Origin of the sequence: Salinicola salarius, assembly GCF_003206135.1 — a bacterium.
Lineage (GTDB): Bacteria > Pseudomonadota > Gammaproteobacteria > Pseudomonadales > Halomonadaceae > Salinicola > Salinicola salarius.
Map to the genome: position 1 here is coordinate 25,461 of NZ_PZJT01000009.1, position 12,361 is coordinate 37,821.

The 12,361-nt window shown below is 65.5% G+C and carries 12 protein-coding genes; 5 read left to right on the top strand and 7 right to left on the bottom strand.

Features of this window, described 5'->3' with window-relative positions:
- Positions 1 to 125 precede the first annotated feature (125 nt).
- From DOM32_RS09730 to argH, 7 genes are all read right to left on the bottom strand, one after another.
- Positions 126 to 860 (bottom strand): HAD family hydrolase, encoded by a 735-nt coding sequence (locus tag DOM32_RS09730; protein WP_110633875.1) that lies wholly within the window; start codon positions 858 to 860, stop codon positions 126 to 128.
- A 12-nt stretch (positions 861 to 872) separates the two neighbouring features.
- Positions 873 to 1,787, bottom strand: a complete 915-nt coding sequence (locus tag DOM32_RS09735) for a tyrosine recombinase XerC (RefSeq protein WP_244179873.1) — start codon at positions 1,785 to 1,787, stop codon at positions 873 to 875.
- Positions 1,771 to 2,511 carry a DUF484 family protein gene (locus DOM32_RS09740; RefSeq protein WP_110633881.1) on the bottom strand — a complete coding sequence of 247 codons (741 nt, stop codon included), beginning with the start codon at positions 2,509 to 2,511 and terminating at the stop codon, positions 1,771 to 1,773. The genes DOM32_RS09735 and DOM32_RS09740 overlap by 17 nt, the downstream gene beginning before the upstream one ends.
- Positions 2,512 to 2,607: 96 nt before the next feature.
- Positions 2,608 to 3,444 (bottom strand): diaminopimelate epimerase, encoded by an 837-nt coding sequence (gene dapF, locus DOM32_RS09745; RefSeq protein WP_110633884.1) that lies wholly within the window; start codon positions 3,442 to 3,444, stop codon positions 2,608 to 2,610.
- Entirely contained in the window at positions 3,444 to 4,706 is a 1,263-nt protein-coding gene (gene lysA / locus DOM32_RS09750; RefSeq protein ID WP_244179874.1) for a diaminopimelate decarboxylase, read from the bottom strand. The genes dapF and lysA overlap by 1 nt, the downstream gene beginning before the upstream one ends.
- Positions 4,703 to 5,008 (bottom strand): LPS translocon maturation chaperone LptM, encoded by a 306-nt coding sequence (gene lptM / locus DOM32_RS18380; protein WP_208625357.1) that lies wholly within the window; start codon positions 5,006 to 5,008, stop codon positions 4,703 to 4,705. Before lptM ends, lysA begins: the two co-directional genes overlap by 4 nt.
- The gene (gene argH / locus DOM32_RS09760; RefSeq protein WP_110633886.1) at positions 4,998 to 6,410 is read right to left on the bottom strand and encodes an argininosuccinate lyase; all 1,413 of its coding nucleotides are present in this window, start codon (positions 6,408 to 6,410) and stop codon (positions 4,998 to 5,000) included. The genes lptM and argH overlap by 11 nt, the downstream gene beginning before the upstream one ends.
- A 376-nt stretch (positions 6,411 to 6,786) precedes the next feature.
- Here argH and hemC point away from each other — a divergent pair, with 376 nt between their 5' ends.
- The 5 genes from hemC to DOM32_RS09785 all read left to right on the top strand — a co-directional run bounded on the left by hemC (position 6,787) and on the right by DOM32_RS09785 (position 12,351).
- A complete protein-coding gene (gene hemC / locus DOM32_RS09765) occupies positions 6,787 to 7,737 on the top strand; it encodes a hydroxymethylbilane synthase (RefSeq protein WP_110633888.1) in 951 nt (316 codons plus the stop codon).
- Positions 7,737 to 8,534 carry a uroporphyrinogen-III synthase gene (locus tag DOM32_RS09770; protein WP_110633891.1) on the top strand — a complete coding sequence of 266 codons (798 nt, stop codon included), beginning with the start codon at positions 7,737 to 7,739 and terminating at the stop codon, positions 8,532 to 8,534. Before hemC ends, DOM32_RS09770 begins: the two co-directional genes overlap by 1 nt.
- A complete protein-coding gene (locus DOM32_RS09775) occupies positions 8,531 to 10,090 on the top strand; it encodes a uroporphyrinogen-III C-methyltransferase (protein ID WP_110633893.1) in 1,560 nt (519 codons plus the stop codon). The genes DOM32_RS09770 and DOM32_RS09775 overlap by 4 nt, the downstream gene beginning before the upstream one ends.
- The gene (locus DOM32_RS09780) at positions 10,087 to 11,310 is read left to right on the top strand and encodes a heme biosynthesis HemY N-terminal domain-containing protein (RefSeq protein ID WP_110633896.1); all 1,224 of its coding nucleotides are present in this window, start codon (positions 10,087 to 10,089) and stop codon (positions 11,308 to 11,310) included. Before DOM32_RS09775 ends, DOM32_RS09780 begins: the two co-directional genes overlap by 4 nt.
- A 123-nt stretch (positions 11,311 to 11,433) precedes the next feature.
- Entirely contained in the window at positions 11,434 to 12,351 is a 918-nt protein-coding gene (locus DOM32_RS09785) for an ROK family protein (protein ID WP_157957063.1), read from the top strand.
- Positions 12,352 to 12,361 lie beyond the last annotated feature (10 nt).

Consider the following 12,361-nt stretch of genomic DNA (forward strand, 5'->3'; position numbering starts at 1 on the left):
GCCCCTCACAATAACGAGCGGAACGGAGGTTGATGCCCGTTCAGTAGTGACCTGCTCGGGCTTGAAACGATCTCCAAGCGATTATGCTCCAAACCTCCGCTTTCTCCAGATGATATGTCGTGTCGCTACGACGACGGCTGGTCCAACTGCGCCACGATACCCGGCAACTCCCTTACGTGCGTCACGCGATGCACCCGGGGCGGCAGCTCCCGCTCGCCTTCGTTCTTGGCGTCGATCCAGACCGCGTGCATGCCGAGGCGCTGCGCGGCGAGCACGTCTTCTTCCCAGTTGTCGCCGACGTGCAGCGTGCGATAGGGCTGCGTGCCGAGCTGGGCCACGGCCGACAGGAACGGGCGGGGGTCCGGCTTCGAGGCGTGCATTTCACCGGCGAGAATGATCACGTCGAAATGGTGATCCAGCGACAGCCGGCGTACATCGACGTTGCCGTTGGTGATGATGCCGAGCCGGTAGCGCCGTGCCCAGGCGTCGAACATCGGTACCACCTCGGGATAGAGCGCGACCTCGTGGCGCAACGTCATGAAGTGCTCGAAGCCGGCTGCCGCCCACTGCGCCGCCTCGTCGGGAGACAGGCCATGCTCGATCAGCAGTTCGCGCATGGCGCGCTCGCGAATCCAGCTGTGATCGCCTCGGCTCAACGGGAAGCGCTGCATCAGCGAGGCGCGGATGGACTGATAGGCTTCCAGCGGGAAGGCTTCGACCAGCGGTGTCGCCGTGGGCCCTCGGTGGGCGTCGATCCGTTCGGCGAGCCACTGATAGTGCGCCGGCTCGGCGTGGGCCATGACCGGGCCGTTGTGCCACAGCGTGTCGTCGAGATCGAAGGTGATGGCGTCCAGCGGCATATCGGGGAATTCCTAGGGTTTGTCTGAACTCTCGTCGTTGACTGAGGCCGACTTGCGCCGCGCCCGAGGGTGGGCCTTATCGTAGACCTCGGCGAGCTGCTGCCAGTCCAGGCGCGTGTAGATCTGCGTCGTCGAGAGATTGGCATGGCCCAGCAGTTCCTGCACCGCGCGCAGATCCTGGCTGGACTCCAGCAGGTGACTGGCGAAGGAGTGACGCAGCCGGTGCGGATGCAGATGCTCCGGCAGGCCACGCTTGCGGGCGGTATCGGCCAGCCGGCTCTGGATCGACCGATGACCGAGCCGGCCGCCGTGCTGGGCGACGAACAGGGCCGTTTCACCTTCTCTCGCCAACGCGCTGCGGAATCCGAGCCAGTCCTGGATGGCTTGGCCGGCACGCTTGCCCAGCGGCACCTGGCGTGGCTTGCCGCCCTTGCCTACGACCCGCACGTGGCGGTCGTCGAGGCTGGCAAGGTCGAGCGCCGCCAGCTCGGCCAGGCGCAGGCCGCAGGAGTAGAAGAGCTCCAGCATGGCCTGATCGCGACAGTCCAGCGGCTCGCCATCGTGAGGGGTGTCCAGAAACTGGCCGAGCAGGTCGACATCCACCGGGCTGGGCAGGTGGCGCGGCTGCCGTGGCGCCTGCGTCAATTGCACCGGGTTATGATCCAGCTCGCCCCGATGGACCAGTTCATCGGCGAAACGCGATAGCGCGGCGCGGCGTCTCGCCAGCGTTCTCGGCGCCATGCCGCGAGTCCGTTCATGAGCCAGATAGCGCCGCAGCAGCGTGACGTCGAGCTGGCGCCAGCTGTTCACATCCTGCGACTCGAGATAGCCGATCAGGGCGGTGATATCGCGACGATAGGCATCCACCGTCGCCGGGCTGGCGCGCTGCGCCAGTCGCTTCAGGAAGGCATCAAGCGCGGCTTGCACTGGCGACCTCGGTACGCCGCAACAGCCGGCTGACCACCTCGCCCAGGTACTCGGTGAACAGCGTATCCAGGGTAGCTCGGAAGTGCTCGCTGTCATGGCTGGCCAACAGCAGAAATCCCATGGGCTCGCCCTGGGTCAGTCGCGTGATGGCGCAGGAGCCGGATCCCTGCGGCGGATTGCAGTGTGGCAGCAGGATTTCCCAGTCTTCCCGGTTCAGCGTGGTACAGCGGCTGGTCTGCTCGTTGAGCAGTAGTTCCAGGCGCTGGCGCGCCTCGTCGGTCAAGGCGAAGCGGGGCGGTTGCCAGGCATTGGTGTCGCGAGGCGTGGCGTGGCAGGCCGGCGGTGCGTTCAGCCACAGGCCGATGCCGTGGGTACGGAAGCGCTCCGCCAGTTGCGTCGATAGCGCTTCGGCCAGCGCGTCGGCGCTTTCGGCCTCGATCAGGCCGAGGACCAGCTCGCGGGTCCCGCGATACTGAGCTTCGTTGTAGCGGGCCGATTCGAGCAGGTTCTCGAGCCGCCATTCCGCATCCTCGGCCCGGCGGCGAAGGTCGTGAACCAGCCGCTCGAGCAGCGAGACAGCACCGGGAATATGGGGATGCGGCACCTTGAGCTGTTGCAGCAGCCCCTCCCGGCCAACGAAGAAGTCGGTATGCTGCGCCAGCCACTCGGCGACCCGATCGGGGTCCAGGGTCTGGCGGGGCTCGGGGGCCTGAGCGCGTGACATGCGTTGGTTCTCCTGTGAATCCCTCGCGACTTGGCGGAGTCTCGCCGCCGCGTCTTCTTATTTATTGATTCAGGTTGTTTGTTGGTTCAGGGCAATTTATGAGTTCAGGGCAATGCGTCCCTCGAAGACGCGCTCGGCCGGGCCGGTCATGATGATCGGAGCTTCGCCGCCTTCCCATTCCAGAGTCAGCCTGCCGCCGCGCAGCTCGACATCGACAGGGCTTTGCAGCAGGCCCCGGCGAATGCCGCAGGCCACCGCCGCGCAGGCGCCGGTGCCGCAGGCCAGGGTTTCCCCGACGCCGCGTTCGAAGACGCGCAGTCGAACGGCGTGCGGGGAGTCGACCTGCATGAAGCCGATGTTGGCCTGGCGCGGAAAGCTGGGGTGCTGCTGCAGCTTCGGTCCCAGCGCTTCGACCGGCGCGTCGTCGATATCGTCGACCTGCAACACGGCGTGCGGGTTACCCATCGAGGCGACGCTGAACGCGACGGGGCGGCCATCGATCTCGAGATGGTGCAGCGGCTCGTCGCTGTCGGCCACGAACGGCACGTCCGCCGGTGCGAAGCGTGGCGTGCCCATGTCGACCCGCACGCGGCCATCGTCATCCACCTTCAGCGTCAAGGGGCCGCCCAGCGTCTCGACCTTGAATTCACGCTTGTGGGTCAGGCGCTGATCGATGACGAAGCGGGCAAAGCAGCGCGCGCCGTTGCCGCAGTTCTCCACCTCGCTGCCGTCGGCGTTGAAGATCCGGTAGCGAAAGTCCATGTCCGGCTTGCGCGGTGGTTCCACCAGCAACAGTTGATCGAAGCCGACCCCGAAATGGCGGTCGGCCAGCTGGCGGATCTGCTCGTCCCGCAGGTAGGCGCGCTGGGTGATCAGGTCGACTACCATGAAGTCGTTGCCCAGGCCGTGCATCTTGGTGAAGTTCAGCAGCATCAGCGCTCCTCCGGCAGCCGTGACTCGAGCGCCCACAGGGAGTCGAGGCTTTCGCGACGGCGTACCAGATAGCTCTTGTCGCCGTCGACGAGGACTTCGGCGGGGCGGCCGCGGCTGTTGTAGTTGGAGGCCATGGCGAAGCCGTAGGCGCCTGCCGAGCGTACGGCTAGCAGGTCGCCTTCGGCGACGGCCAGCTCGCGGGCCTGACCGAGGAAGTCGCCGCTCTCGCAGATCGGGCCGACCACGTCGTAGAGGGCGCTGTCGCGGGGCTGGCGAGTGTCGACGCGTTCGATGCCCTGCCACGCCTGATACAGCGACGGGCGGATCAGATCGTTCATGCCGGCGTCGACGATGGCGAAGTTCTTGGTTTCGCCAGGCTTGAGGTACTCGATCCGGGTCAGCATGACCCCGGCGTTGGCCGCGATGGAGCGCCCGGGCTCGAGCAGCAGCGTCAGTTCCCGACCGCGCAGGCGCTCGCGCACGGCGGCGACGAAATCCTCGGCTGCCGGCGGGCGTTCGTCCTGATAGGTCACGCCCAGGCCGCCGCCGATGTCCAGATGTTCGATGACGATACCGTGATCGGCGAGGCGGTCGACCAGGGCGAGCAGGCGATCCAGCGCATCGAGATAGGGCGAGAGCTCGGTAAGCTGAGAGCCGATATGGCAATCCAGTCCCACGACCTTGAGGTTGGGCCGTTCGGCCGCCCAGGCGTAGAGATCGAACACCTCTTCCGCGGCCACGCCGAACTTGTTGGCCTTGAGCCCGGTGGAGATGTACGGATGGGTCCTGGCGTCGACGTCCGGATTGACGCGAATGGAAATGTTCGCCACCTGGCCGCGCTCGGTGGCCACGCGATCGAGACGTTCCAGCTCCGGCCGCGATTCGATGTTGAAACACTTGATGCCGACTTCCAGCGCGCGGGCCATCTCGTCGGCCTGCTTGCCGACGCCGGAGAATACGACCTTGGCCGGGTCGCCGCCCGCGGCAATGACCCGCTCGAGTTCGCCGACCGACACGATATCGAAACCGGCGCCGAGACGCGCCAGCACGTCGAGAACGGCGAGGTTGGAGTTGGCCTTGAGCGCGTAGCAGACGAGGTGCGGCATGTCGCCGAGCGCCTCGCTGTAGGCCTTGAAGTGGCGGGTCAGCGCTGCGCGCGAATAGACGTAGCAGGGCGTGCCGTACTGTTCGGCGAGCCGGTCCAGGGCGATGTCTTCGGCGTGCAGCACGCCATCACGAATGGGAAAAGCCTCGAACGTCACGGTAACTCCTCGGCGTTCGGTTGCGTGGCGGCCGGCGCCGGGCTTGCCTGTGGCGCGGCCGGTGCCTGGTCTGCGGTATCGGCGTCTTCCTCGCCGGGAGACTGTGCCGCCGAGCCTGACGGCCGAGCGCCCTCTTCGTAGACGCCTTGCGGGTCGTAGGTCTTTGCCGCTTCCTCGTCGCCGGGCATGTAGAGCGGCCCTTTCTGGCCGCAGCCAGACAGTGCCACCAGCGACAGGGTCAGCAGCGTCAGCACCAGCGGCTTCGATAGCTGCGGAAAGATGGCCGAAACGTTACGCGACATGATGGCTCTCCTGCAGCGTGCCGAGGGCGTCGCGCGCGCGCTGGGCGGCGGCGCGAACCTGATCCGGCGCGGTGCCGCCGATGTGATTGCGCGCGGCGACCGACCCTTCCAGCGTCAGCACCTCGAAGACGTCTTCACCAATGGCATCGGAGAAGCGCTGGAGCTCTGCAAGCGACATTTCGGAGAGATCCTTGCGCTGCTCGATGCCGTAGGCGACCGCCTTGCCGACGATCTCGTGGGCGTCACGGAAGGCGACACCGGCACGGACCAGATAGTCGGCCAGATCGGTGGCGGTGGAGAAGCCCCTGCGTGCCGCTTCGAGCATGTTTTCCGGCTTGGCCACCAGCGCCGGCGCCATGTCGGCGAAGGCGCGCAGGCAGCCCTTGACCGTGTCGAGGGTATCGAACAGCGGTTCCTTGTCTTCCTGGTTGTCCTTATTGTAGGCCAGCGGCTGGGATTTCATCAGCGTCAGCAGGCTCATCAGATGGCCGTAGACACGCCCGGTCTTGCCGCGCACCAGCTCCGGTACGTCCGGATTCTTCTTCTGCGGCATGATCGAGGAGCCGGTGCAGAAGCGGTCGGGCAGGTCGACGAAGTCGAACTGGGCGCTGGCCCACAGCACCATTTCCTCGCTCATGCGGGAGAGGTGCATCAGCAGAATGCTGGCGAAGGCGGTGAATTCGATGGCGAAGTCGCGGTCACTGACCGCATCCAGCGAATTTTCCGCCGGACGATCGAAGCCCAGCAGCTCGGCAGTGACGTGGCGATCGATGGGGTAGGTCGTGCCGGCCAGCGCCGCTGCGCCCAGCGGCAGCACGTTGACCCGCTTGCGACAATCGAGCAGACGCTCGTGATCCCGGGTCAGCATCTCCTGCCAGGCCAGCAGGTGGTGGCCGAAGGTCACCGGTTGCGCCGTCTGCAGGTGGGTGAAGCCGGGCATGATGGTATCCGCTTCGCGGTCGGCCAGCTCGATCAGACCGCTGCGCAGGCGTGAGAGCTCGGCGGCGACGGCATCGATCTCGTCGCGCAGATAGAGCCGGATATCGGTGGCGATCTGGTCGTTGCGCGAGCGCCCGGTATGCAGTTTCTTGCCGGTAATGCCGATCTTGTCGGTCAGCCGCGCTTCGATGTTCATGTGGATGTCTTCGAGCGCGATCGACCATTCGACCTCGCCGCGTTCGATCTCGGTCTCGATGGCTTTCAGGCCGTCGATGATGCTATCCCGTTCGTCGTCGGTCAGTACGCCGACCCGGGCCAGCATGGTGGCATGGGCGATCGAACCGCGGATGTCGTGGTGATAGAGACGCTTGTCGAACGGGATCGAAGCGGTAAAGGCGGCGACGAATGCGTCGGTAGGTTCGCTGAAACGTCCGCCCCAGGATTGGTTGGTTGCCTGCGTCATCGAAATCGAGCTCTGCGTGGTCTGCGAATAACGGGTTTATGAAGCGCTGATCGGAGTGTATCAGAGACGACGTCGGCATAGGACGGTGTAAGGCGGTGTGAAGCGTGCCGCCAAGGTACGAAGAAAGCCGTAAAAAAATGCAAGGAAAACCGCAAAGGGAGGTGCAGGGAAAGCGGTAAAAAAGCACTACCGAAACGGTGCCCCGGGAAACTGACGAATTTGGCCGGTCATTCGACGATGCGGTCGATTTTTCCTCATCCAGCGACTGCTCTATCATGTAAGACAAGGTTCGTGAACGCGAACGCCCACTTGGTGACGAACCGAATGCACCCATCAACGGTGCCGACGGTACTCTCCATCAGACTCGGAGAACGGCGTGCTCGACGCAAACAGATTGAGAATCGCAACCCGCAAGAGCGCGTTGGCGCTATGGCAGGCTGAACACGTCAAGGGGTTGCTGGAAAGGTTTCACCCGCACCTGAATGTCGAACTGGTGCCGCTGTCTACCCGCGGCGATCAGATCCTCGACACGCCGCTGGCGAAGATCGGCGGCAAGGCACTGTTCGTCAAGGAGCTCGAGGAAGCGATGCTCGACGGCCGCGCGGATCTGGCGGTGCATTCGATGAAGGATGTGCCGATGCAGTTCCCGGAAGGCCTGGGACTGTCGGTGATTCTGGAAAGCGGCGCGCCCACGGATGCGTTCGTGTCCAATCATTACGCGAGTGTCGATGCATTGCCCGAGGGGGCGCGCGTCGGCACCTCCAGCCTGCGGCGCGGTCTGCAGGTCAGCGCGCGGCGTCCGGATCTCGAAGTGCTGCCGCTGCGCGGTAACGTCCAGACCCGTCTGGGCAAACTCGATGCGGGCGACTTCGAGGCGATCATCCTGGCCACGGCCGGGCTCCAGCGGCTCCAGCTGGCGGATCGCATCACCGCGGAACTGACGCCGGAAGAGAGCCTGCCGGCCTGTGGCCAGGGGGCGCTGGGGATCGAATGTCGCTACGACGACGCTGAACTGATTTCGCTGTTGGCGCCGCTGGATCACGCCGCGACGGCGACGCGGGTGCGCGCCGAACGCGCCCTGAACACGCGCCTCGATGGCGGATGCCAAGTGCCGATCGGCGGCTATGCCGTGCTCGAGAACGGTGGCGATACGCTGTGGCTGCGCGGCCTCGTGGGGCATCCCGACGGTTCGGTCGTGCTGCGTGCCGAGAGCCGGGGATCGGCCATGGAGCCCGAATCGCTGGGGATTCGCGTGGCGGAAGACCTGCTGGATCAGGGGGCCGGCGAGATTCTTGCCGAGGTTTACGGAAGCGCCGGTAACGAGTGATGCCTGACCGCGTGCTGTTGACGCGCCCCGGGGCTCGCGGCGAGGTGCTGGCGCGGGCACTGGGCGAATCCGGCTACGCCACGGCCGCGCTCGACGTGCTGCGTTTCGAGCCTGTAGCGCTGTCGGACTCGGCTCGCACTGCGCTGCTGGATCTCGATCTGTTTCAGGGCATCATCGTAGTCAGCCCGCAGGCCGCGACGTGTCTTGCCGAGGCCATTGCGTCATACTGGCCCCAGTTGCCTCTGGGCCTGCGTTTCTATGCCATTGGCAGAGCCACCGCGCAGACGCTCCACGCGGAGCTGGGCGTGCCGGCGGTCATTCCCTCCGGAGCGAACGGCGAGGACAGCGAAGGGCTGCTGGAAGTGGCATCGCTCAAGGCGATAGCCGGCAAGCGCCTGCTGCTGGCTCGCGGCGAATCGGGTCGGGAACTGCTGGCGGAACGGCTGCGTGAACGCGGCGCCGAGGTCGAAGCGGTTTCGCTTTACCGGCGTTGTTATCATCCGCCTTCTCCCCCCCTGGACACGTGTCTGGAAAGCGGAGATTTTGCCGCGTTGGTGGTGACCAGCGGGGAAATATTGCAACATTTGGTCACATGGTGTGGCCCGGTTGCGTTGAACCAACCGCTAATCGTGTCGAGTCCGCGGTTGGCTACACTGGCGGAAACGTTGGGGTTCGGCTCGCCTCATGTGGCGTCGGGCGCTTCCCCGGTGGCATTGAGCGCCGAGGTCCGCGCGGTGCTCGATCCGCGGGGCGCCACCTTCGATCAGGGTGATCACGAAAAAGGCAAGCGTAGATGAGCAAGCAAAGCAAAGATCAGCAACCGCCGTCGGCACCGACATCCGGTAGCGAGCAGACATCGGACGGCACGGCCAAACCGACCGGACATGACCCGAAGGCGGCCGCGGCGTCGAATGCGGACAATAGCCAGCCGTCATCACCTGCCGATCCCTCTGCCAAAAGCGGCTCGGCCAAGGCCGACCCGATCAAGCCGGATGTCGCGCAGCCGGCCACTACGGGTGATACGACTGGCGACACGAACGTCACCAGCAAACCGGATGCCACCAGCAAGTCGGGTAAATCCGGCGCTTCCGCATCGAACACGGCTCAGGCGGCCGCTGCATCCGGCGCCTCTGCTCAATCCGGCTCCGCGGGTGGCAAAAACGGCGCCACAGCCGGCAAGAAAAGCGGCAAGTCGGGTCCGGCAACGCCATCCTCGGGAGGCGCGGCCACTCCGCCGGGCGGTACGCCGCCAACGGCTGGCAAACGAGGCAATGGTGCCAAACTGGGGCTGCTGGCCTTGGTTCTGGTCATCCTGCTGGCGATTGCCGTGGCAATCGTCGGATATCTCGGCTGGCAGAAAATCCAGCAACAGCAGACGCAGTTGAGTCAGGTCGGTTCCAATAGCACCACGCTCGACCAGCTCGAGTCGAAAGTCGGCGAGCTCGACCAGAATCGTCAGCAGAATCTGAGAATGATGCGTGGCGAGTTCGATCAGTACCGTCAGAATCTCGACAACACCCTGGACAAGGTACTCAAGGAGCTGGCCCAGCAGCAGCAGGCCGACCCGCGGGAGTGGCTGCACGCCGAGGCCGAATATCTGCTGCGCCTGGCCAACCAGCGGCTGCAGCTCGAGCGTGACGTCGAGGGCGCCAAGGCGCTGTTGAACGCCGCCGACGCGCGTCTGCGCGAGGCGGACAATCCGGCGCTGGTGCCGATCCGTCGAGCCATCCAGTCCGAGCTGGCTTCGCTCGATTCCGTGCCGGTCATCGATCGCACAGGCCTCTATCTGGCGCTGATGGCGCAGCAGGAGCAGCTGGCGCGTCTGCCGCTGAAGCAGGACATTGAGGAGATCGCCGCCGGCGAGGGTGACGTCAAGCCGACCGGCGGCTGGCGGCAACAGCTGGCGACGCTGGGCAGCGAACTCAAGGATCTGGTGACCGTGCGGCGTCATGACCAGCCGCTGGAAGCGCTGATCACGCCGCAGCAGGAATCCTACCTGCGCCAGAACGTCCGGCTGCTTCTCGAACAGGCGCAACTGGCGTTGCTGAAATCGGAGCCCAAGCTTTACCAGGCGAGTCTCGACAAGGCGATCGAGCTGGTCGAAGGCTACTACGCGACCGACAACGACGGTGTGACCAACTCGATCGACAAGCTCAAGAGCCTGCGTGACAACGAGGTCCGACCGGAGCTGCCCGATATCAGCGAATCCTCGCAGTTGCTCAAGCGCTTCATCGAACAGCGCTTCGGCAACGGCAGCGGTAACCAGGGCGGAAACGGCTCGCAGAACGGCGGTTCACAGAACGGCGGCGCACAGGGTGGTACCAGCGGATCGGCACAGGGAGAGGGCGCATGAGAAAGCTGATCCTGCTGATCGTCTTCGGTCTGGCGGTCGGCGCGCTGTTTGGGCAGTTGATGCAGTCGCTGCCGGGCTACTGGTTCATTCGCGTTGGCGACACCTCCATCCAGACCTCTTTCTGGTTCGGCTGTGTCCTGCTGCTGGCCGCTTTCCTGATACTGCACTTCCTGCTGCGTGCGTTGACCCGTCTGCGTCGCCCGGTGAGCCGGCTCAAGGTCTGGAACAGCCGTACGCGTCACCGCACCGCGATGAAGCGCACCGTTCGCGGGCTGGTGGCGCTGGCGGAAGGCCGCTGGAAGCGTGCCGAGAAGTCTCTTACCAAGGCGGCCGACGATTCCGGCACGCCGCTGGTCAACTATCTTTCCGCAGCGCTGGCGGCCCATTACCAGGGCCGTTACGAGCAGGCCGACGTGCTGCTCAAGCGGGCGCATCACAGCACCGAGGGCGCCGATACGGCGGTGGGGCTGGTGCAGGCCCAGCTGATGCTGGATCGCCAGCAGTTCGAGGAAGCCCTGGCCACGCTGACGCGTCTGGAGCAGCAACTGCCGGAGCACCCGCAGGTGCTCAAGCTGCTCAAGCAGGCCTATCTCAGCGTCAATGACTGGGATGGCATGCGTCGACTGCTGCCGCGTCTCGACAAGCATCGCCTGATCACCGAAGACGAGCGTCGCGAGCTCGACCAGCGGGTCTATCGCGAGCTGCTGGTGCAGGCCGCGCAGCAGGAAGGCAATCTGCCGCGCGTCCGTTCGCTGTGGGCGGACATGCCGGACAATCTGCGTGGCGACGTGGAACTGGTCGGGCTTTATGCCGAAGCGCTGATCAAGGGCGGAGAAGAGGGCGATGCCGAGCGTCTGCTGCGCAATGCGCTGAAGGAGCACTGGGATACGCGGCTGGTGCTGCGCTACGGTCTGCTCAATGTCGATGCCGCTCGCCAGCTGGTCTATGCCGAGAAGTGGCTGCAGGAGCGCCCTAACGATCCGGATCTGCTGCTCACCCTGGGCCGCCTGTCGCTGCGTAACGCCTACTGGGGCAAGGCACAGGAGTACTTCGAGGCGAGCCAGCGTCAGCGTCCGAGCGGGGTCGTCTGCGCCGAGCTGGCACGGTTGTATGCCAACCTCGGCGATCACAGCAAGAGCCAGCTCTACTACCGTCAGAGCGTGACGCTGCTCGACAAGTCGCTGCCGGCATTGCCGCAACCCAGCGACATGACGCGCTAATCCCGGCTGACGATCGATTGCTCTCCTGGGCGCCTGCGGGCGCCTTTTTTTCGTGCGCGGGCGCTTTTCGGGCGACTTCTCGTGCAATAGAACAGCACCATGGCCGGCTCGAGGAGGCCTTGCATGCATTACGGTATCGATGTCGGCGGGACCAAGACCGAGATCGCGATCTACGATCCGACTTGGCAGTGTCTCGATCGCTGGCGCGAGCCGACGCCGGCGGACGATGGCGAGGCCTTGCTGGCGCTGCTGGCCGGGATGGTACGAAAGGCGGATCGCCGTCATGGCGGACGCGGTTCGCTGGGGCTGGGTTTTCCCGGTGTCATCGATGAGCATGGCCGCCTGGTGGCAGCGAACCTGCCGGGGCTTCGCTCCTTCGTCCTGGAGACGGCGCTGGCGGCGCATCTCGATCGCGATTTCATCATCGAGAACGACAGCCGCTGCTTCGTGGTGTCGGAAACCGGGCCCGGCGGCGCGGCCGAAGGCGTGATGCACGCCTTCGGCGCGATCCTGGGAACCGGCGCGGGCGGCGGCGCGCTGGTGGACGGCCGGCTGCTCAAGGGCGCCGGACGATTCGCCGGAGAGTGGGGGCATCTGCCGTTGCCTGCAACGGCCGCCCGGCGCTATGACCTGCCGCTGTTGCCCTGCGGCTGCGGTCTCGAGGCGTGCCTGGAAGGCTATATTGCCGGGCCCGGGCTGGTGAGACTGCACCGCCATTTTGGCGGCCGGTCGACATCCGCCGAGCAGTGGCATCAGGCCTGGCTGGCGGGGGAAGGCGCGGCGCGGCGCGCACGCGAGTGCCATCTGGCGCTGCTGGGCGACGCCCTGGCCAATGTGGTCAAGCTGCTATCGCCTCGAGTAATCATCATCGGTGGTGGTCTGTCGGCCATGGATGACCTCGTGGCGGCACTGCCGGCGGCCATGGCCGAGCACCTGTTCCCGGGTGTCGAAGTACCCGACGTGGTGCGCTCTCGCCTGGGCGATGCCAGCGGCGTACGCGGCGCCGCCATGCTGGGCGCCGGGATAACGACGACCGCCTGACGCCAGGACG

Coding starts and splice junctions, on each gene's coding strand:
- dapF (WP_110633884.1), bottom strand. CDS start 3,444: ATGCTGCTGAACTTCACCAAGATGCACGGCCTGGGCAACGACTTCATG.
- lptM (WP_208625357.1), bottom strand. CDS start 5,008: ATGTCGCGTAACGTTTCGGCCATCTTTCCGCAGCTATCGAAGCCGCTG.
- DOM32_RS09785 (WP_157957063.1), top strand. CDS start 11,434: ATGCATTACGGTATCGATGTCGGCGGGACCAAGACCGAGATCGCGATC.
- argH (WP_110633886.1), bottom strand. CDS start 6,410: ATGACGCAGGCAACCAACCAATCCTGGGGCGGACGTTTCAGCGAACCT.
- DOM32_RS09740 (WP_110633881.1), bottom strand. CDS start 2,511: ATGTCACGCGCTCAGGCCCCCGAGCCCCGCCAGACCCTGGACCCCGAT.
- DOM32_RS09770 (WP_110633891.1), top strand. CDS start 7,737: ATGCCTGACCGCGTGCTGTTGACGCGCCCCGGGGCTCGCGGCGAGGTG.
- DOM32_RS09730 (WP_110633875.1), bottom strand. CDS start 860: ATGCCGCTGGACGCCATCACCTTCGATCTCGACGACACGCTGTGGCAC.
- DOM32_RS09780 (WP_110633896.1), top strand. CDS start 10,087: ATGAGAAAGCTGATCCTGCTGATCGTCTTCGGTCTGGCGGTCGGCGCG.
- DOM32_RS09775 (WP_110633893.1), top strand. CDS start 8,531: ATGAGCAAGCAAAGCAAAGATCAGCAACCGCCGTCGGCACCGACATCC.